Raw genomic sequence first — 19,333 nt, 5'->3', positions numbered from 1 at the left:
CTTTTATGCATATAAGGACAGTTTTCATTATAAAACATAAATTAAATTATGATATGAAAATTTTATTTATTGATATTCTTATATATTTCTTCAGGAATGTTTATATACAAGTAGCTATTGAATTCATCATTATTGGATAAATTACGGTTTCTAGGAATATTAATATTGCTAGTTCTGTATAATACCTCATACAATCTTTCTAGGCTCAATTTTCCAAAACCCCACTCTTGATTTGGATATATCTTGTCATCATCTTTAACTGCAGAAGCAATTAAATAATTCTTAACTCGTGGAGGGGTGAGCTCTGGGTAATTACCTTGGACTATACCCCACTGAAAAACTAATGCTACTGCTCCAGCTAATATGGCACCAGCCATAGCTGCACCACTACCAAGTATTAATGAGTCTTCCAAGCCACAGGTTAGTAAATTTAGTCCTTCAATAGTTATGGCAGGCTCAATTCTTCCATTCCTGGGATAACCCCTTCCGGAGTTTTCTGCTATAGTATTTTCTATTTGATTATAGTAAGAAGTTACCATAGCATTTATTGAGGTAGATGGAGTCAATAAAGTTGTATAAGGATCAGGATTTAAAAATCTGGTATCACCTTTTAATAATTCAGACTGTGGTATCCAGGCATCATATATACCACTTACAATATAATCTCCCAAAAGGCTTATTTTCCAGAGGCCTTCAATGGTATTCTTAATTAAAATATTTATATTTACTGCTCCAGTTAAGGTTTCTTGCGCAAAATAGTCAATCCTAATGCTATTTTCTTCAAAGGTCAAGTATTTATTTTGCTCAGCAATGGAAGGTATAGGAATTTTACTTATAGTATCTCCCTTTGGAGAAGTAATACTTATGGATATAATATCTGGTCTTCGAGTGAAAATTGATATATTTAAAGTTCTTTGTAATTCACTTATATTTACAAGGATATCCTTTGTATCTCCAGTAGAGGAAATGGTCCCACTGGTATGGGTTCTACCATTTCCCTGGTTACCTGTGTTTGTAGCCACTAGAAAGTTTCTTCTTTGTGTCAAGTTATCAATGTATCTTTCTAGTATACTTTCACCATCACGCCCTCCGAAGTTGCTACCAAGGGGTAGATATACCACCATAGGTTTTCTTAGCTTTACCTGTAAATCAGAAAGATATCTTATTGCTGAAGATATAGTAGTAGATTGGTATACATTTTTAGTAGCTTTTTCTATTCCAGCTGATTCCAATACGGATTCCTGTGCTTCCTCAAGTTTAACAATAGCAAATTCACACTTAGGAACAATGCTTTTTAAGCTATCCTCACCACCTAAATTTCTACCACCAATAATACCTGCTATTGCTGTTCCATGACCAATATCATCTTTATGGGAAACTATTTCATATGGGGATTTTCCAAGAGCACTGGTTTTAAGTGCAGTATCTATGTTTTCTTTAGTGTATTCTGTGCCATAGGGAAAAAACTCAGGACTAGGACCTGTATTTATGGTTTGATCCCATATAGATAGGATTCTACTATTCCCTGCTTCTGTAATAAATCTTGGGCTTAAGTAATCCACACCAGCACCAACAATCCCAACTACCACACCTTCACCATTGAGGGGAATACTATCTGGATAAAAAATAGACTCCTTGCTAATATCCTTATCAATTATAAGTTCAGAAAGAGTATAAGTGAAATTTTGTTGTATTGCAGTAATTTCAGGAACACTTTGAAGTAGTGTGTTAAGCATGCCTCTTTCTACAAATAGTATTGCAAAGAATTTATCAGTAATGTACACATCAGCATAGTTAATTTTAGACAAGGCAGAAGCAATATCTCCAAAGTATTCTATAAAGTAAGTCTCATAATTACCACTGGTGTAGTATTCATTAAATGCTTCTGTGGACAATACGGTTTTGTTTTCTATACCTAATTCTCTAAAGTCATTATTCGAACAATCCATGCTATGAATTTTCATGTTATTTTATCACCCTAATACATTCTTTTACTCATATTATATTAAGTTAAAGGCTAATAGTTCACGTGGGAAATATGAAAGAAAAACTTATTTTATTCATCTTCAAAAGCAGCGAGGAAATCAATGAGAATAATTTACAATTATTTTTAAATACAGCATTTAAAATCATGTGAGGAATGTAGAAATGTTTTATAATCGTTCATAATGTAAACAATTATTTAATATTTCAAAATTATTAGTCACATTACCGCAAAAAAATGTATAATTATATATGGAAACATGTCTTATTTAAGTGTCATTTAAAATACAGTTTATAAACACAATCTATTTTAAGAGAAATCACATTTGTTTGTAATTCATATATTATAAAATAATGCATTATAATAATAAATCATATTATTAAATATAAAGTTTTCATGCAAAAGCAGTCACCTTCATACAACAATATAATTACTTTAAGAAAGGAAGATGATAATGACTGAAATCTTATTACTATCAGGTATAGTATTACTAGCCTCTGTATTATCTAGTAAATTATTGTATCGATTTGGAATCCCCACTCTTTTAATTTTTCTTACCTTAGGTATGCTCCTTGGCTATGATGGTATAGGTGGTATATATTTTGACGATTCTGTACTTACCCAGCAAATCTCTAATATAGGCCTTGTGTTTATTATGTTTTATGGAGGCTTTGGAGTTAACTGGAAGTCAGCAAAATCAATAGCACCACAAGCTATACTCTTATCTACAGTGGGAGTAGTTCTAACAGCAATTTTCACTGGAGTGTTTGCTCATTTTGTTTTAAAGGTTACACTTTTAGAAGGAATGCTTCTAGGAGCTATTGTTTCTTCTACAGATGCAGCCTCAGTGTTTTCAGTTCTTAGATCAAGAAAATTGAACTTAAAAGGTGGTCTTGCACCTATGCTAGAAATAGAAAGTGGTAGCAATGATCCTGTTGCTTATATGCTTACAGTGGTGATTTTATCTCTAATTACTAGTAGTGGAGGACAATCCATATTACAGTTATTAGGGAAACAAATTTTCTTCGGGTTAATAATTGGGATTATTTTAGCAGTAATATCCGTATTTCTTTTAAGGCACATTAAGTTTGAAATTGATGGCTTATATCCAATTTTAGTTATAGCTATTGTAATTCTAGGCTATGCTCTAAGTGATTTTACGGGTGGAAATGGATTTTTAGCTGTATATATAATTGGAATTGTTATGGGGAATAATAAAATTCCTCATAAGAAAAGCATGGATCACTTTTTTGATGGTGTGTCTTGGCTTATGCAAATTATATTATTCTTCACTTTGGGATTATTAGTTTTTCCTTCTCAATTTTCATCAGTTCTTGGTAGCAGTATCCTTATTGCAATATTTTTAGTAGTAATAGCAAGACCTATTGCAGTGAGTAGCATACTTATATGGTTTAAAACTCCAATAAAGCAACAATTGTTAGTGTCTTGGGTCGGTCTTAGGGGAGCAGCATCCATCGTATTTGCAACCTATGCCTTAACTAATAAAATTCCAATTGCAAATGAAATATTTAATACTGTTTTTATAATTGCATTACTTTCTGTTAGTGTGCAAGGGGCTCTTCTTCCAAAGTTAGCAAATAAGCTAGATTTAGTGGAAGAGGAAGTATCTGAGTTTAAAGTATTCAATGACTATGAAGATGAAATTTACACTCAATTAATAGAAATGGTTATTAAAGAAGATAGTCCTTGGGTAGATAAAATGATAATGGATGCAGATATACCTGAAGAAATTTTAGTTGTAATGATAAAAAGAAAGAATGAGGTCATAACACCTAAAGGCTCCTCTGTAATTAAAAAAGGGGATACCCTTGTGCTTACTGGGAATAATTTTCAGTTGCTTAAAGATATAACTGTAATCTAAATAGTGAGAAAACCTTAGGTGGAAAAATTACTACCTAAGGTTTCTTTGTTGGAATTAAGTTTACTCTTTTTTTAGAATTAATATTATGATTGTAGTTTTATAATGGAATAATAATAGAAACAACCAGTACCAAGCATTTCTTAATCCCTAAGGCTTTTCAGCTTGAAGATTAACTTAAAGCTGTTTATCACAAAACTGTCTATAAAAATCTACAGTATGAAGAACTTCAAAGCCCAAGTCCATATAAAGTTTTAGAGCTTTTTTATTCCAAGTTAATACTGTGAGGTGGATTGATTCTGCAGGAACTTTTTCTAAGGCTTTATTTATTGCAAACTGAGTGACTTTTTTTCCAAGTCCTTGTCCTTGATATTCAGGAGCAACCACAATATTATCTAAATATCCATTTTGAACTACTACAGTTGCCATAATATGATCTTTATTAAGTAATAAGTATATATCACTTTTATAATTTAGCAGGTATTCTCTATATTTTTCATTAAAATCACATTTATAAGGTTTTATATCATTTTCTTTTCTTAATTCATAAAAACCTTCCTGAATAAGCTTTGTATAACTATTAAAGTACTTATCTTCGTAATTTACAAAATTTAAATCCATATTAGGTTGATAGGAACCGGTATAGTAAGCTTCGTGACAGCCCCACCATCTTTTATAACCTAATTTTCTGTAGAAACCTTGAAAATCTTCCTTACCTAATCTAAAATAAGTGGTCAAAAGATTAGGGTTTAGTTTTTTTAGGGAAGAGGTAAGATTATTATAAATTGCAGTACCAATGCCTTTTTTTCTCCAGTGTGGATGAACATAAATTAATATGCAGTATTCCTTAGATTCTTTGTTGGTATTTTTTAAATATCCAAACCCCCAGATACCACCTTCATCATAAACCATTAATTTTCTGTTTTGGTCTTGAAAAAAACTATCTATATCACTTTGATCTAATATAAAGCCCTTGCTTAGAATCTCTATAATATTATCCTTATCTTCAGGATTAAACTCTCTTATCACAATAAATTCCCCCCAAAAAAATAGTATTAATCAGAATGTAAAAATGATTTTCACATAGGTAAAACCTAAAATTTACAATTGCATGAATTTCATATATAAACAATTTAAGGTTTAATTTACTTTTTATAGATAATTTAATAATCAAAATGCCAACAAGTAAGTAATTATTAGTTAGTGGTTTTTAAGGGTAGCATGATTTTAAACTTAAGAACTTTTGACCTTCCTCGTTAAATAGCATAATGCCTTCAATAGATTTTTCAACGTTACTTACAATACCAAAAAAATCCTTTAATTCAGCCTCGGTTTCGAAGGCTTTAAAACTATTAAAACCTAATACACCTAAGGTAGCCTCGGTGGGCTTAATGTCTAGGCACAATATATAGTTCTTGTTATTAAATTCATTTTTAACAAAACGGTAGAATACCCTTTTATCTGCTTCTCTTTTTTCAGGAATATATAGTGGGAAGTTAATCATTTTTATTCTCCTTTGCATAAATATTTTTCTATAATTTTATGTGGCAAATTCCTTTATAGAACTAGTTTTACAAAGGGAAGTTTAGGGGTGATGAGAAGTTTTTTAATTTGTTGACAACTTAATGAAGTTGTTATAATATAATATAAATAAAATCATATATAGCGATGATGAGAAGAGTAAATATATAGGACTTTTACAGAGAGCTCTGGTAGCTGAGAAGGAGCAGATAAATATATATTGAAACAAGCCTCTGAGCTCCATACCGAAGCTTTATAAATATATTTGTAAAGGGGAGGCTATGGCGGTTGCTCCCGTTACAGAGCTAGGGTATTAACGTTTTGCAGTACCCGAAGAGGTTAATATGGCAACGTATTAATAAACTGGGGTGGTACCACGAAGGCAATATCTCTCGTCCCCAAGACTAAAAGTCTTGGAGGTGAGAGTTTTTTTATTGCTTTTAATTAGGTTTATCAATTATTAACCAGGAGGTATTAATATGTGTGAAAAGAATTTAAATATGGAGTCAAATTTTATTCAAAGATTTGTTGAAGAAGATATAGAAGAAAAGGTGTTTACTAGGAATATAACTACCCGTTTTCCACCAGAACCAAATGGATATCTTCATATTGGTAGTGCTTATGCTTTTAATATTAGCTATACAATAGCAAAAAAATATGGTGGTTTTTTTAATTTGCGTTTTGATGATACTAACCCTCTTAAGGAGGATATGGAGTATGTTTATTCAATAATTGAAGATATGAAATGGTTAGGTTATGATCCAGAGGATAGAATTTTTTATGGATCAGATTATTCAGAGGAAATATTTAATCTAGCTGTGAAACTTATAAAAAAGGGGAAAGCTTATGTTTGTGATTTATCTCCAGAAGAAATAAGAGCATATAGAGGAACCCTAACCGAAGGCGGAGTAGATAGCCCTTACAGAAATCGTAGTATAGAAGAAAACTTAGATCTTTTCTATAGAATGAGAAAAGGTGAGTTTCCATCTTCCTCTAAAGTATTAAGAGCTAAGATAGATATGAGCTCTCCAAATATTAATTTTAGAGATCCGGTAATTTATAGAATTCAACATGCAAATCACTATAGAACAGGGGATAAGTGGTGTATTTACCCTATGTATGATTTTGCCCATCCTCTTCAAGATGCTATTGAAGGTGTAACCCATTCTCTTTGCTCAGTGGAATTTAAGGACCATAGACCTCTTTATGATTGGTTTTTAAGTGAGTTAGATTTTGTTGAGCCTCCAAGACAAAGAGAGTTTGGAAGACTTAATCTAACTGGGGTTGTTACAAGCAAAAGATATTTAAGGGAATTAGTATTTAATGGTTTTGTGGATGGTTGGGATGACCCAAGACTACCAACCTTAAAAGGACTTAGAAGAAGAGGATTCACTCCAGAAAGCATTAAAGCCTTTCTAGGGGAAATTGGAGTTGGAAAAAGTGAAAGTACCATAGATATATCAATGCTTGAACATTGTTTAAGAAATGATTTGAAAGCAAAAGTACCTTCTGTTATGGCAATTTTAAATCCTCTTAAGGTTATAATTACGAATTATGAAGAAGGTAAAGAAGAACTATTAGACATTCAAAATAACATGGAGAATCCAGAGCTGGGAAGTAGGCAAGTTCCTTTTTCAAAGGTTATTTATATTGAAAAGGATGACTTTATGGAAAGCCCTGTTAAGGGATTTCATAGGCTGGCTCCACAAAAGGAAGTACGTTTAAAGGGAGCTTATTTCATAAAATGTAATGAAGTAATAAAGAATGAAGAGGGAGAAATTATAGAACTACATTGTACCTATGATCCAGAAACTAAGAGCGGTTCTGGCTTTGAAGGGAGAAAGGTAAAAGGAACTATTCATTGGTTGTCCAAGGATCATGCAATAAAGGCACAGGTTAATATTTATGATAAGCTCGTTTCAAAGGAGGAATTATTAAAGGATAGCTCAAAAACTTGGGAGGAAAAGATTGATCCAAGTTCTTTAATAGTACTAGAAAACTGCTTAGTAGAGAAAGCTTTAAACGGTGCATCAGCAGAAAGCAAGTACCAATTTATCAGACATGGATATTTCACTGTAGACAAAAAATACTCCTCAGAAGGTAGCCTTGTTTTTAATAGGATTGTTCCGCTAAAAGATTCATGGAAAAATAAAAAGTAAAGCATTATAATAACCTTTCAAGGGTAAACTCATATTCTCTATTCTTCAATTTTAAGAAATTCTTAAGAATTATTTAATAATTTGTAGCTAACTTTTCTATAGAAATAACGTATAATTAAAGGTATGAAAAATTAAAATACTCCTCAGGGTTTTCCTAAACTTATTATTGAAGGGGTAAGGGGGATAAAGAATAATGAGTAAAGTAAATGAAATTTTTCCAAAGGTGGCAGTTTGCTTTGTGTTTTTTTTAATCGCTGCTACTATTATTTACAATGCAGATAAAATGGGCAACTTAGCGAGAAGTACGCCAAGTGAAACATTAAATATAACAACTCAGAAATAAGAAAATACTTAACTAGAGATTTATTTATAGGGTTCAAAGATACCATAACAATTCTTTCATAATAGTTATAGCTTTAACTTATACATGAGTATAAGTAAGTTCACTTAAAGAGCTATGGGAGAAAGGAAATAAAGTATATTTAAAAATCTATAATCAGTTTAAAAACTATATTTACGACACCATAAGTTTTAATATTAAAAATCCATGAGTCTATGCATATAGAGTTTGCAATTTCTATATGCATAGACTCATGTTTTTATATAATTTTTTCCTTTTGCATATAATACATATAATACTAGCAAAGATTTTTAGGAGGTACCTATGCAAAAGGCAATTAAGTTCTTAGGATTAAGCAAGGAAGCAGTTTTATTTGATGCAAAATTATATATAATAAAATCTATGTTAGCCATAGCAACGGGATATGTAATAGGAATATTTTTTCCTATTACTAGATTAGATATGATATCTGTACTTTTAGGTGTAATGTATAACTTAGAACCCATTAACGTCATGGGAATAAGAGGAGGCATTAGTCAGCTGGTAGCATCTACCATAGGAGCTGCTTGTACAGGGATTTTAATATTAATTCTTGGAATTAATGTGGTTACTATTGCTCTAGGAATGGCATTAACCTTGTATGTATCCCTTAAAATAAATTGGAGAATGGTATCACCAGTAGCTATTTTTACCTGCATCTATATGACTCAGTATGTACAAAAGGATGTATTTGGAGTACCAAGTATTTGGCTAACCTTTAGATTAAGAATTGCAGCTTTAGGTCTAGGGGTTATAATTGCAATCTTTTATAATTATGTATTTTCCCACTTTTATTATAATAACATGGCAAATAAAAGATTAGAGTTTGGTAAAAAATCAGTACTCTTAGGATTAGAATATACTTTAAATCAACTAAAAAACCCATCAGAAAAGAGAGATAGATCATATATAAGACTTTTCCCTGGAATTTTTAATGATTTAGACTTGGTTCATGCTAATGTGGAAATAATGGTTAAAGAATCTAAATTTCTTTTTCATTTACTAGAACCAGAGAAATTAGATAGAATTCATAGAATCCTCCAACACTTTAAGGATATTAATCATTTAACCTACGATATAAACTATACAATATGGAGAGAGGGAAACAACTTAAAATTAGAGAATAACATTCTCCTGGTTTTAGAGGAGGTTATAAATACCTTAAATTCAGTAGATTTTACCACAATAAAATCTCTTAAGCATAATTTAGATATAATATCCACCTTGGATGAAGACTTTAATGGTAATAGAGTCACCTCAAATATGAACTCTATTGTATATTATGTAGAGGAAATTCTTATGGAAACAAAGGCTTTGCAGTAAACTATGTGGTAAAAGCTTCAGGAAATCAATCCTGAAGCTATATTTTTATATCGGTAAATGTTATAATATGCCTTGGATTAGTTTATAGGGAAATAGAGTCAACACTTAAATTATATATACCTACTTTGGTTTTTAGAAGAAAAAATAAACATAATAAGGTTTTTATGTTGAAAACCCATAAATAAGGTGGTTTTTAAATAGTGTTAGTGGAGGTCTTGGCAATGAGCTTACATAAGGCGAGTTTTTTTAGTAAATACAATATTTTAGAAGAGGATTTGACTAAATATAATATTAGTTGGAACACATTAAATGAAATATATGAGGATTTTAATCAGTATGGAACCTTATATCAAACTCAGGCAGATTTTATTGCAAGTACCTTAAGAAATCATAAAAAGATTCACTCTGTTAAATCTAGAGTAAAAGATTCTGAGCATTTAATAGAAAAGATTATTAGAAAAACTGCTAGTAGAAAAGAGGCCTATGGAGGAGATTTTCAGTTTACAACTGACAATTATAAAGATCAAATAACGGATTTAATCGGAGTTCGTGCTATCCATATTTTTAAGGAAGATTGGGAAGATATACATAATTTTATAAGCAATACTTGGAAGGTAATTGAGATAACTGCTAATGTAAGAGAGGGAGACGATACTGATAGATTTGAAGAGCTTAATATAGAAATTAATTCTAGAAAAACAGGGTATCGTTCCGTACATTATTTAATAGAGTCTTTTCCTACAAATCAAAGGGTCATTGCAGAAATACAAGTAAGAACCATATTTGAAGAAGGCTATGGAGAAATAGATCATCAACTTAGATATACGAGAGATGAGATTCCTCAAGTATTAGCTTTAAATTTATTACTTTTAAATAGAATTGCAGGTAGTTCAGATGAAATGGCTTCAGTTATTAATCTTTTGAATAGAAGTCTTATGGAAACTGAAGAGAAAGAAAAAGCAATCCACTCAAAAAATAAAGAAATATTAACCCTGAGAGAAAGAATAGAAAAATCTAACTCTATGGACTCTATAGAAAAACAAGAGATTTTACTAAGTTTAGATAGGATAATTGTGAAAGAAGAGTTATGAAATTTAAAAGATGACTTGAGTAAGACCTTATAGGCAATTATGGAAGCTATTTAGCTATAGCTAAATATATAAAAAATAGGAGGTAGTATTATGCCAATGTTAAAATTTAATGGCGTTGAGGCTAAAAAGCTTTGCGCAATAAGTAAGGAGTTAGTTGATGAACTAGAAAGTTTATTACAATGCCCTAGAGATTACTTTACCTTAGAAGTGGTACAAAGGTTATACATAAAGGATGGAGAGTTTGTTGGAGTGAGTCCTAGAGTTGAAGTAGATTGGTTTGAAAGAGGACAAGAAATACAAGATAAAGCTGCAAAGATAATTACAAAACATATTAATTCTATAGATTATCCAAATGTGGATGTGATATTTACAGCACTAGAAAAAGAAAATTATTATGAAAATGGGGAACATTTTTAACGAGGTGACGTAATTGAAAAATATAGCTTATTATTTTGTAAAATACAATGTACTATTGGTAGTATTATTTCTCTTAGATAGACTTATTTTAAGTTCTGATAATTTAAGCATAATTAGAGCGGTGGGAATCGTAATACTTATATCAATTATTGATATTATAAGGTTCTCGAAACGAAAGTATGATAGATTAAACAAAATTGAAAATAATAAAGCCAAACCTAATAAGAAAAAGTAAAAAAGGAATAGCGACAGGGGTTACTTATCTGCCGCTATTCCTTCTATTTTTTTCCATAAATCAAACTCTTCATGTATTATATCTTTTGGAGTTAAAGCTTTGGTGTATACTTCAGTTCTGTTACGGCCCTTTGCTTTAGCTCTATATAAGGCAATATCTGCATGATGAATAAAGTCTTCAAAAACAGAGCTAAGATTTGGAGCTTCACAGCAAAGTCCAATACTAATTGTTATGTAAGGTAAAGCTTTAGAATTTTCATTGGGAATTTTTAGTTCTTCTATAGCTTGAACTAACTTATCAGCTATGATTTTTCCTCCTGCTTCGTTTGTATCTGGTAAGATTATAGCAAATTCTTCACCACCAAGTCGCGCTACTAAGTCAGTACAGCGATTTACAGTGTTTGACAAAGTTGTAGCAATGGTTTTTAGGCACTCGTCGCCTTGGACATGTCCATAAGTATCATTAAAGGCTTTAAAATAATCTATATCCACCATTAGTAAAGTTAAGGGTTTAAAAGTCCTTTGAGCTCTTTTCCATTCCTTTTCTAGAGACACCTGAAAATACCTTCTATTAGCAATTCCAGTTAAGCCGTCTGAAAAGGATAATGCAGTTAGAATTTTATTTTTTTCTTTTAATTCCTCATTAGCTTTTTTTAGCTGACTTTCCATAGTCAATAGTTTTTCTTCAAAGGCTTTTCTACTAGTAATATCATTCATCATTCCTATAACAAGTGGAGCACCATTAGAGTTATCAGGGGGCAATAGGGTTACAACTGCATCTGCCCATAGAGTGGTTCCATCTTTTTTTATATATCTTTTCTCAATTCGATAAGAAGATATTTTCCCAGACAATAAATCATTCATAAGCTCCTTATCTTTTGTTCGCTCTTCATAAGGAACAAAATTAATAAATGACTCTACTTCTTTTTTATTGTCATAACCAAGCATATTAAGATATGTATTATTAGAATCTATAAGTTTTCCATTTGTATCTCTAATAGTAATCCCTGTACCACCATTATCAAGTATAGCAATCAATCTATCATTAGTTTTTTTTAATTCTCCTTCCATTTTCACCCTAGCTGTCACATCACGAGAAATAGTCAAAATCTTATTAATAGCGCCATCTTTATTGGTAAGAGCATGGATTTTACTTTCAAACCAAATATAATCACCTGATTTCTTTTTATACCTATAAGCTTTAGTAGTTATATTTCTGGTTTCTAATAAGTGAGCATGCTGTTCCTTAATATAATCCACATCCTCTGGATGCAAAAGGTTACAAGCATATTTTCCAATGGCTTCCTTTGGTGAAAAACCTAACAAGGTTTTAATAGAAGGGGAAACATATTTAATTTTAGAATTTGAGTCATGAACGCATATTAAATCTAATGAGCTATTTACAATTAATTCATAGGAAGATAATTGTTTGTAATTCTCATAGGATTTATAAAGATATTCACATACATAGTAAGATAAAATACAAGTTACAAAGGATATAATTATAAAAGAACTATAAGCCTTCATAAAGGTTTTAGTAAACCCTAAGTTTAAACTAAGGTTATAGAGCATGTATATAGCACTTATGGAGTTTATAAGGATTAACTTAAAGGCTTTAGATTTATTTAAACTACTTATATAGCTGAACAAAATCCCCATTAAAATTATGCCAATAAAAGCAATAATAGAGGAGGAGTTAATTCCAAAGATAAAAAGCCTAGCAGTAGCAATAATAGCACTGCTAATAATTGCAGAGAGGTAAGAACCATAAAGTCCAGATATGGCGATAATAATATGCTTTAAATCAATCAGAACCTTATCTGCAATACTGATAGAATAAAACATAAGCAGGGATCCACTAAGGCCAGAAGCCAAACCTATAAATAAAATAATTAATTTTGGATTATTATTAAATTTATAGGTTTTCAATAGAAACTGTAATCCTAAAAACACAAAGGTTATTATAATAGCAAGATTTGCAAATAAGCTATGTATCATGATATCTCCTTATAAAATATTTATGTTAAATAATGAACAAGTTCATTTGTTAACAACTTTGGAAGCAAATTAAGACTTCCACCAAGGTAACCTACCTCGGCTGAGCAACTGCCACTTTAGAAGATGGCAGACTTGAAGCTTCCAAAATGTTGTTAAAAATTCGTGAAAATTAAAACTAGTCTAATGAAAAAAATTATCTAAATAAGCGTTAATTTACATCTAAATATCTTTATCAGTTATAAAATTATAAATTTTATAACTTTAATTTTCTTTATTTTAATATAACAAATTAATAAATTTAAGGTTTCAACAATAAGTTTAGTGAAATCTAATTAAAGAATTTTTAAATCAGATTTCAATTTAATTAGGATTTATTTTGAGTGAAGTATTTATAGGTAAAAAGTGCAGAAATATTATACCTTCAAAATATTATTGAACCATTGTAAAATCATAATAATTATACTACAAGAGCATTAAAATGGTAAATAGATTTTAATAGTCAATTAATAGCTATTAATTTTAAATATAAATTATTTATAAATAACGAAAGTTAAAAAGAAATTTGCAAGAAAGCTTCATGTTAAAATCAGTTATGAAAATGGAAATTAATTTGGGAAACAAATGAATATTTGAAAAATGTGGAATGGATTAGATATCCATTTATAAAAAAAATCTAACATTCAATGTTAGCAATATCAATACTTTTAGCTAATGGTGGATTAATCTGTAATTTTATTTATATAATCGCAAGGTTTTTTTTCATTATTCATATCAATAATTTAATTTAGTAGATTATTATAGAAATCTTACTAGTAATTTTGCAACATATAGTTTTGAAATTTGCAGAAACTATTAATAAGATATAAAAGCAAAAATAAGAATTCAATTTCATCAGAGAATATCCTAAACTAAAAAGAAATAGAAAGGATGGTGCAAGATGAAAAAATTACTAACAATTATTTTATGTCTAATGTGTCTTAATAATGTACCAACTTTTCATTTTTCTGGGACAAACTATACCAAAAATCAGGTAGAGTATATAAATACTAACAAGGAAACTATGCTAGATAATATCTTAAATTTCTTTGATAAAAAGGAGAAAATATATCATAATGCTGATTTGGTTTAAAGAAGAATATAAAAACTAAAACATAAAAATAAGGAAGAATAAAATCTTTCCTTATTTTTATGTTTTTATTCATATTTGTATATGTTAAAAAATATAAATTATAATAGTATTTTTACATTAATGGTAATAATAATTAATTGAATTTGAAAAAAAAATTAAACTATGTTATTATCATTTATATAAAACTAAACCACCGAGGGGGTATACTAATGGATTCAGGTCCGGATGGTAGTATAACTTTACAACTACTATTAATATTAATTCTTACAATGATTAATGCTTTCTTTGCTGCAGCTGAAATGGCAATAGTGTCATTAAATAAAAATAGGCTGAAAATGCTAGCAGAGGAAGGCAACAAAAAAGCAATTCTTTTAGAGAAGCTTCTAGAAGAACCAAGCAAATTTTTATCAACTATACAAATTGGAATAACTCTAGCAGGGTTCTTTTCTAGCGCATCTGCTGCAACAGGAATTTCAGATGATTTTGCCATGGTGCTAAGTGGAATAGGAGTTCCTTATAGTAGTCAAATAGCTCTTGTAGTTATAACAATTATACTTTCCTATATTACTTTAGTATTTGGAGAATTATATCCTAAAAGGATAGCCTTACAACGAGCAGAAAGTATTGCTATGTTTGCAGTTACACCAATTATGTTTATTTCAAAGGTTACTAAACCTTTTATAAGGTTTCTTTCTTTTTCAACAAATCTACTAGTTAAGATCACTGGTCATGAAACAGACAATTTAGAAGAGAAGGTTTCTAAAGAAGAAATTAAGTCTTTAATTGAAGTGGGTCAGGAACATGGGGTTATAAATGAAACTGAAAAAGAGATGATAGAGAGTATCTTTGAATTTGATAATAAAAGAGCAGAAGAAATAATGATGCCTAGAACAGAGGTGTTTTTAATAGATATAAGCTGGTCATCAACTGAAATATCTAAAAAGTTGCTTGAAGAACAATATTCTAGAATACCAGTTTATGAAGAAGACTCAGATAATATTATTGGTATACTGTACATGAAGGATTATTTCTTAGAAGCTAGTATACATGGTTTTGACAATGTGGATATTAGAAAAATTTTAAGAACTCCGTATTTTGTACCTGAAACTAAAAATATTGATGATTTATTTAAGGAATTACAGAAATCCAACAATCATATGGCCATTCTAATTGATGAGTACGGCGGGTTTTCGGGGATAGTAACCATTGAAGATTTAATTGAGGAAGTTATGGGAAATATCTTTGATGAGTACGATGAAGTAGAGTGTGATATTATGAAAATAGACAATAACACTTTTATAGTGAATGGTCTTTTATCTATAGATGAGTTTAATGATTATTTAGACACAAAGTTACAATGTGAACATTCGGAAACCATTGGTGGATTTGTAGTAAACCTGCTGGGAAGTATTCCAAATGACGAAAAAGATGAAATAGTTGAATTTGAAAACCTAATTTTTAAAATTGAAGATGTAAAAGAAAAGAGAATTGAAAAAGTTAGAGTTTCTATAGTAAGATAAAAATTAGAAGGAAGGCGAAATAGCCTTCCTTTTTTATTTGTCAAACCAGCCTTTTCTTTTAAACCATAATACCATGGATATACTAATTATAAACATGACACCAAGTGCAATAAAATACCCATATTTCCATTCTAGTTCAGGCATATATTTAAAGTTCATTCCATAAACTCCAGCAATAAAAGTTATAGGAATAAATACAGAGGTTATAACAGTTAACAACATCATATTAGTATTCATTCTATTAGAATTTATGGAAATATAACTGTCTCTGATGTCTGAAGTCATATCTCTACTAGCTTCTACCATATCAGATAGTTTTAGAAGGTGATCGTAAACATCTGAAAAGTAAAGTTTGTGATCCTTAAAGCTATTTAAGCGTTCAGAGTTTAAAATTCTATATAACAAATCTCTCATAGAATAAATAACCCTTCTTAATTTTAATAAATCACTTCTAATAGCAAAAATCTCATCTATGAGTTTATGAATAGATTTATTTTCAGGATTATTATCAATTTTGTCTAGGGCATCCTCTATCTCATAGATTGCTGGAAAGAATTGATCTACTATCTCATCTAGTATTTGATGATTAACATACATAGGTCCTTTATCCCAGTGTTGAGGAGTATTTTTAATTCTGTTAAAGGCTTCATCCATTTCTGAAAGTTCAACATCATGATAGGATACAATAAAATTATCACCTACAAAAAGAGAAACCTCAATAGGGCTTAGGTCTTTCTTTTTCAAAGCATTAAGTATTAAAAAGTTGTAGCCTTCATAGTAATCTAGTTTAGGTTTGTTTAAAGCATGGATACAATCTTCAATAGCCAAGGGATGAAATTTGAAATAAGTAGATAGTAGTTTTATTTCCTTTTCACTTGGATTATGAAAATCTACCCAATACCAAGCTAAGTTGGCTTTGTTTAAATCTTTTACGGTTAAATTTTTTACTAACTGTAAGTTTTTATCTATTGCAAATATACGAAGCAAGTTTATTCCCCCAAACATGAAAATTAATCAACAAAGCTTAAGGTTTTTATAAGTCTATCCTCACCTAATAAGGTGTTCGGAAATAAATCCTTAGCATTATCTACATGCATTTCCGCGCTAGCCATGGCAGGACTAAAGTGAGTAAGAAGTAGTTCTTCTACATTCCCCTTTTTAGCCAAAGCTGCTGCTTCTCTAAAGGTCATATGTTTATTTTTTATAGCTTTTTCTATATCTTCATCATTTCCATAGGTACCTTCACATATGAAAAAGTTACTGCTTCTAATGAATTCTGGAATGGTTTCTATAGGTCTTGTATCTGTGATATAACTAACTTTAATGCCTTTTCTCTCTACACCAAGTACCATTTTCGGCTCATAAGTTTTGCCATCATGAATTACTTTATCACCTTTTTGAAGTTTATTCCATAAAATTTTAGGAACTTCATTTTTCACAGCCTGTTCCACACTAAACTTTGGCCTTCTTTGAATGTAAAAATTATAGCCTAAGCAAGGGCAGGAATGATCTAAGGGTAATGTTGAGATTATCATATCAACACTAGAGTTACTTTGGGTATAACCCTCTTCAAATGAAACTTTAGTTCCTTCTTTGTCTACGGATAAATAAAAAGAATTAGAAGGATTTTCAATGATATTTATCTCATAAGGAAGATAAGGAGCTACAACTCTAAGACCATTAACAATACTTGTTATTCCTTCAGGTCCAATAATAGTTAATGGTTCAGTTCTGCCACTATTCCCTATAGTAGCTAATAATCCAGGGAGACCAACAGTATGATCTCCATGACCATGGGTGATACATATTATGTCAATAGACTTAAATCCCCAACCCAAAAGTTTCATAGAAACTTGAGTGCCTTCTCCGCAATCTATTAGAAGTTTTCTGCCTTTATAACTTATAAGCAAAGAAGAAAGATATCTTTCTGGAATTGGCATGCCACCACCACAACCTAAAAGAGCTATATCAATCATGACGAAACGCCTACTTTCATTTTTAAATTTTATATTTATACCATTAGTTTTAACCACATTTTTAAAGTGTAATTCATTGCAAAGACATTGAAAATGATTCTAGATATATTATACACTGACTTACTTTACTTAATAAATTCAAAGATATTAATTTTTTCACATGTTTAATTTTTTTAAAATAAGGAATGATTTAGTATGAGAGAAATTTTATGCAGAAGTACTAAGGAGACAAAAATGAATAAAAACAACGTGCCAAAATCCATGGAAGAAAAATATAGAGATATAATGGCTCTTATAAATAATTTTTGTGTTGAAAATTTAAATGGAGAGTATGCAAAGCTTGCAGGAGAATTATGCGCAGTCCTATGTAGGAAGAGACCATCGCCACTTTTAAGAGGCAGAAGTAAGACTTGGGCTTGTGGCATAGTTCATGCAATTGGAACAGTGAATTTTATATTTGACCCTAGCCAAAGTCCACATCTTAAGGCAAGTAAACTTTATGAAGGGTTTGGAATAAGTAGCAGTACAGGTTCGTCAAAATCCAAGGAAGTCCAAGAACTTATGGATATAATTCCCTTTGATCCTAAGTGGACATTGCCAAGTAAAATCTATGATAATCCCTTTGCTTGGCTAGTATCAATTGATGGAGTTACAGTAGATTTACGCGATGCTCCAAGGGAATTACAAGAACTAGCCTTCAATGAAGGAGTCATTCCTTTTATACCAGATGATAGAAAACAAATGGTGGAAAAGACAGAAGGGAATAAAGGCGGCAAAATAATACAATTCTCTGAAATACTCAAGAGAAAAAGTGAAAGAGAAGAAAGTTTATAATTAATACTTTTATCACTTTTTTGACACCTCATTGACATATAAGCTGGGTAGTATATTACCATAAGATAAATAAAAAAATAAATATAAAAATAAATTATATGGAGGAATGAATGATGAAAAAAAATTTAATTGTTGCTGCTTTAGCTTTAACTTTATCTATTGGTATAGGAACCTCGGTTTATGCTACTGATAACTCAACAGACAAAGCAAATAATAATCAAAGTACGGAAATAACCGCACCTAACAAGGGTAAAGAGAAAAGGAATTTCAAGGCAGTAAAGCATGTTAAAATTGATGAAGTGCTAAGCGAAAAGTTTGGAATAACCAAAGAAGAGTTAACTGCAGCTAGGAAAGAAGGAAAAACTTTAAATGCCTTTTTAACAGAGAAGGGAGTCTCCTTAGAGAGCTTTAGAGCAGCTTTAATAGAAAAACATAATGCCGCTATAGATGAAGCAGTTTCAAATGGGAAAATTACTACTGAAAAAGGTGAAGAAATAAAAACTAAAATAAAAACTAAAATTGAAAACAATAATTTTGATAAGGTAAGACCAGAGAAAGGTAACAAGATAAAAGGGGACAGAGGCTCAAGAGTTCACCAAGGAACAGAGAGTGAAAGTTCTAAAACAGAATCTTAAAGGTATATAAAAGAATCTTAATTTATTATAAATATGCAGATATAGGTAACCAGAGTTAACACTTAACTTATACATTAGTCCTACCCTGGTTCCCTTAAGGGTCTCAGGATATGGATAAGTAAAAAATTCATCAAGGAACCCTATATAGGGTTCCTTGGTCATAACTTAACTTACACCAGGAAACTTCTAGCATATGCTAGTGAACGAAGTTGTTCTACATCAGAATTAAGTTCGTCAAATATCATCTTGATATC

At 30.4% G+C, this 19,333-nt stretch carries 17 protein-coding genes and 1 other annotated feature; of the genes, 11 read left to right on the top strand and 6 right to left on the bottom strand.

The genetic code is table 11. The annotated features are described in order from the left end of the window. Positions 1–62: 62 nt before the first annotated feature. On the bottom strand, positions 63–1,949 hold the full coding sequence (locus tag C661_RS22200) for a S8 family peptidase (RefSeq protein WP_192812673.1): 1,887 nt from the start codon (positions 1,947–1,949) through the stop codon (positions 63–65). A 489-nt stretch (positions 1,950–2,438) separates the two neighbouring features. Between C661_RS22200 and C661_RS0116745 the strand changes: the two genes are divergently transcribed. Then, complete coding sequence (locus tag C661_RS0116745; protein WP_017416502.1) at positions 2,439–3,866, top strand: potassium/proton antiporter; 1,428 nt, start codon at positions 2,439–2,441, stop codon at positions 3,864–3,866. 174 nt (positions 3,867–4,040) lie between these two features. Here C661_RS0116745 and C661_RS0116740 read toward each other — a convergent pair whose 3' ends face one another. Both C661_RS0116740 and C661_RS0116735 read right to left on the bottom strand, forming a co-directional pair. Beyond that, positions 4,041–4,892 (bottom strand): GNAT family N-acetyltransferase, encoded by an 852-nt coding sequence (locus C661_RS0116740; RefSeq protein WP_017416501.1) that lies wholly within the window; start codon positions 4,890–4,892, stop codon positions 4,041–4,043. Between the two features lie 181 nt (positions 4,893–5,073). Continuing rightward, the gene (locus tag C661_RS0116735; protein WP_017416500.1) at positions 5,074–5,367 is read right to left on the bottom strand and encodes a hypothetical protein; all 294 of its coding nucleotides are present in this window, start codon (positions 5,365–5,367) and stop codon (positions 5,074–5,076) included. 155 nt (positions 5,368–5,522) lie between these two features. Next, positions 5,523–5,787, top strand: a binding site (T-box leader). A 76-nt stretch (positions 5,788–5,863) separates the two neighbouring features. Between C661_RS0116735 and C661_RS0116730 the strand changes: the two genes are divergently transcribed. The 6 genes from C661_RS0116730 (at position 5,864) to C661_RS0116705 (ending at position 10,988) form a co-directional block, all read left to right on the top strand. Beyond that, positions 5,864–7,543, top strand: a complete 1,680-nt coding sequence (locus C661_RS0116730) for a glutamine--tRNA ligase/YqeY domain fusion protein (RefSeq protein ID WP_017416499.1) — start codon at positions 5,864–5,866, stop codon at positions 7,541–7,543. Between the two features lie 193 nt (positions 7,544–7,736). Then, positions 7,737–7,886 (top strand): hypothetical protein, encoded by a 150-nt coding sequence (locus C661_RS23735; RefSeq protein ID WP_017416498.1) that lies wholly within the window; start codon positions 7,737–7,739, stop codon positions 7,884–7,886. 321 nt (positions 7,887–8,207) lie between these two features. Beyond that, the gene (locus C661_RS0116720) at positions 8,208–9,245 is read left to right on the top strand and encodes an aromatic acid exporter family protein (RefSeq protein WP_017416497.1); all 1,038 of its coding nucleotides are present in this window, start codon (positions 8,208–8,210) and stop codon (positions 9,243–9,245) included. Between the two features lie 221 nt (positions 9,246–9,466). Then, positions 9,467–10,336 (top strand): RelA/SpoT domain-containing protein, encoded by an 870-nt coding sequence (locus C661_RS0116715; RefSeq protein WP_017416496.1) that lies wholly within the window; start codon positions 9,467–9,469, stop codon positions 10,334–10,336. Between the two features lie 90 nt (positions 10,337–10,426). Continuing rightward, positions 10,427–10,753, top strand: coding sequence for a DUF1904 domain-containing protein (locus C661_RS0116710; protein WP_017416495.1), 327 nt, complete (start codon positions 10,427–10,429; stop codon positions 10,751–10,753). Positions 10,754–10,766: 13 nt separating this feature from the next. Continuing rightward, on the top strand, positions 10,767–10,988 hold the full coding sequence (locus C661_RS0116705; RefSeq protein WP_017416494.1) for a hypothetical protein: 222 nt from the start codon (positions 10,767–10,769) through the stop codon (positions 10,986–10,988). Positions 10,989–11,008: 20 nt separating this feature from the next. Here the strand turns inward: C661_RS0116705 and C661_RS22890 are convergent, their stop codons facing one another. Beyond that, entirely contained in the window at positions 11,009–12,985 is a 1,977-nt protein-coding gene (locus C661_RS22890; protein WP_017416493.1) for a diguanylate cyclase domain-containing protein, read from the bottom strand. Between the two features lie 937 nt (positions 12,986–13,922). Here C661_RS22890 and C661_RS0116695 point away from each other — a divergent pair. After that, complete coding sequence (locus C661_RS0116695; RefSeq protein ID WP_017416492.1) at positions 13,923–14,114, top strand: hypothetical protein; 192 nt, start codon at positions 13,923–13,925, stop codon at positions 14,112–14,114. A gap of 209 nt (positions 14,115–14,323) precedes the next feature. Then, positions 14,324–15,634 (top strand): hemolysin family protein, encoded by a 1,311-nt coding sequence (locus C661_RS0116690; RefSeq protein ID WP_017416491.1) that lies wholly within the window; start codon positions 14,324–14,326, stop codon positions 15,632–15,634. A 33-nt stretch (positions 15,635–15,667) separates the two neighbouring features. Here C661_RS0116690 and corA read toward each other — a convergent pair whose 3' ends face one another. Then, positions 15,668–16,621 carry a magnesium/cobalt transporter CorA gene (corA, locus tag C661_RS0116685; RefSeq protein ID WP_017416490.1) on the bottom strand — a complete coding sequence of 318 codons (954 nt, stop codon included), beginning with the start codon at positions 16,619–16,621 and terminating at the stop codon, positions 15,668–15,670. A gap of 23 nt (positions 16,622–16,644) precedes the next feature. Further along, a complete protein-coding gene (locus C661_RS0116680) occupies positions 16,645–17,610 on the bottom strand; it encodes a ribonuclease Z (RefSeq protein ID WP_017416489.1) in 966 nt (321 codons plus the stop codon). A 234-nt stretch (positions 17,611–17,844) separates the two neighbouring features. Between C661_RS0116680 and C661_RS0116675 the strand changes: the two genes are divergently transcribed. Both C661_RS0116675 and C661_RS0116670 read left to right on the top strand, forming a co-directional pair. Beyond that, positions 17,845–18,444, top strand: a complete 600-nt coding sequence (locus C661_RS0116675; protein ID WP_017416488.1) for a DUF6398 domain-containing protein — start codon at positions 17,845–17,847, stop codon at positions 18,442–18,444. 110 nt (positions 18,445–18,554) lie between these two features. Beyond that, positions 18,555–19,079, top strand: coding sequence for a hypothetical protein (locus tag C661_RS0116670; RefSeq protein WP_157785706.1), 525 nt, complete (start codon positions 18,555–18,557; stop codon positions 19,077–19,079). Positions 19,080–19,333: the final 254 nt, after the last annotated feature.

This window comes from Clostridium tunisiense TJ (assembly GCF_000300195.1).
Classification (GTDB): Bacteria; Bacillota; Clostridia; order Clostridiales; family Clostridiaceae; genus Clostridium_J; species Clostridium_J tunisiense.
The sequence above is the reverse complement of the archived record's forward strand: the minus strand, read 5'-3'. Positions and strand labels throughout refer to the sequence as shown.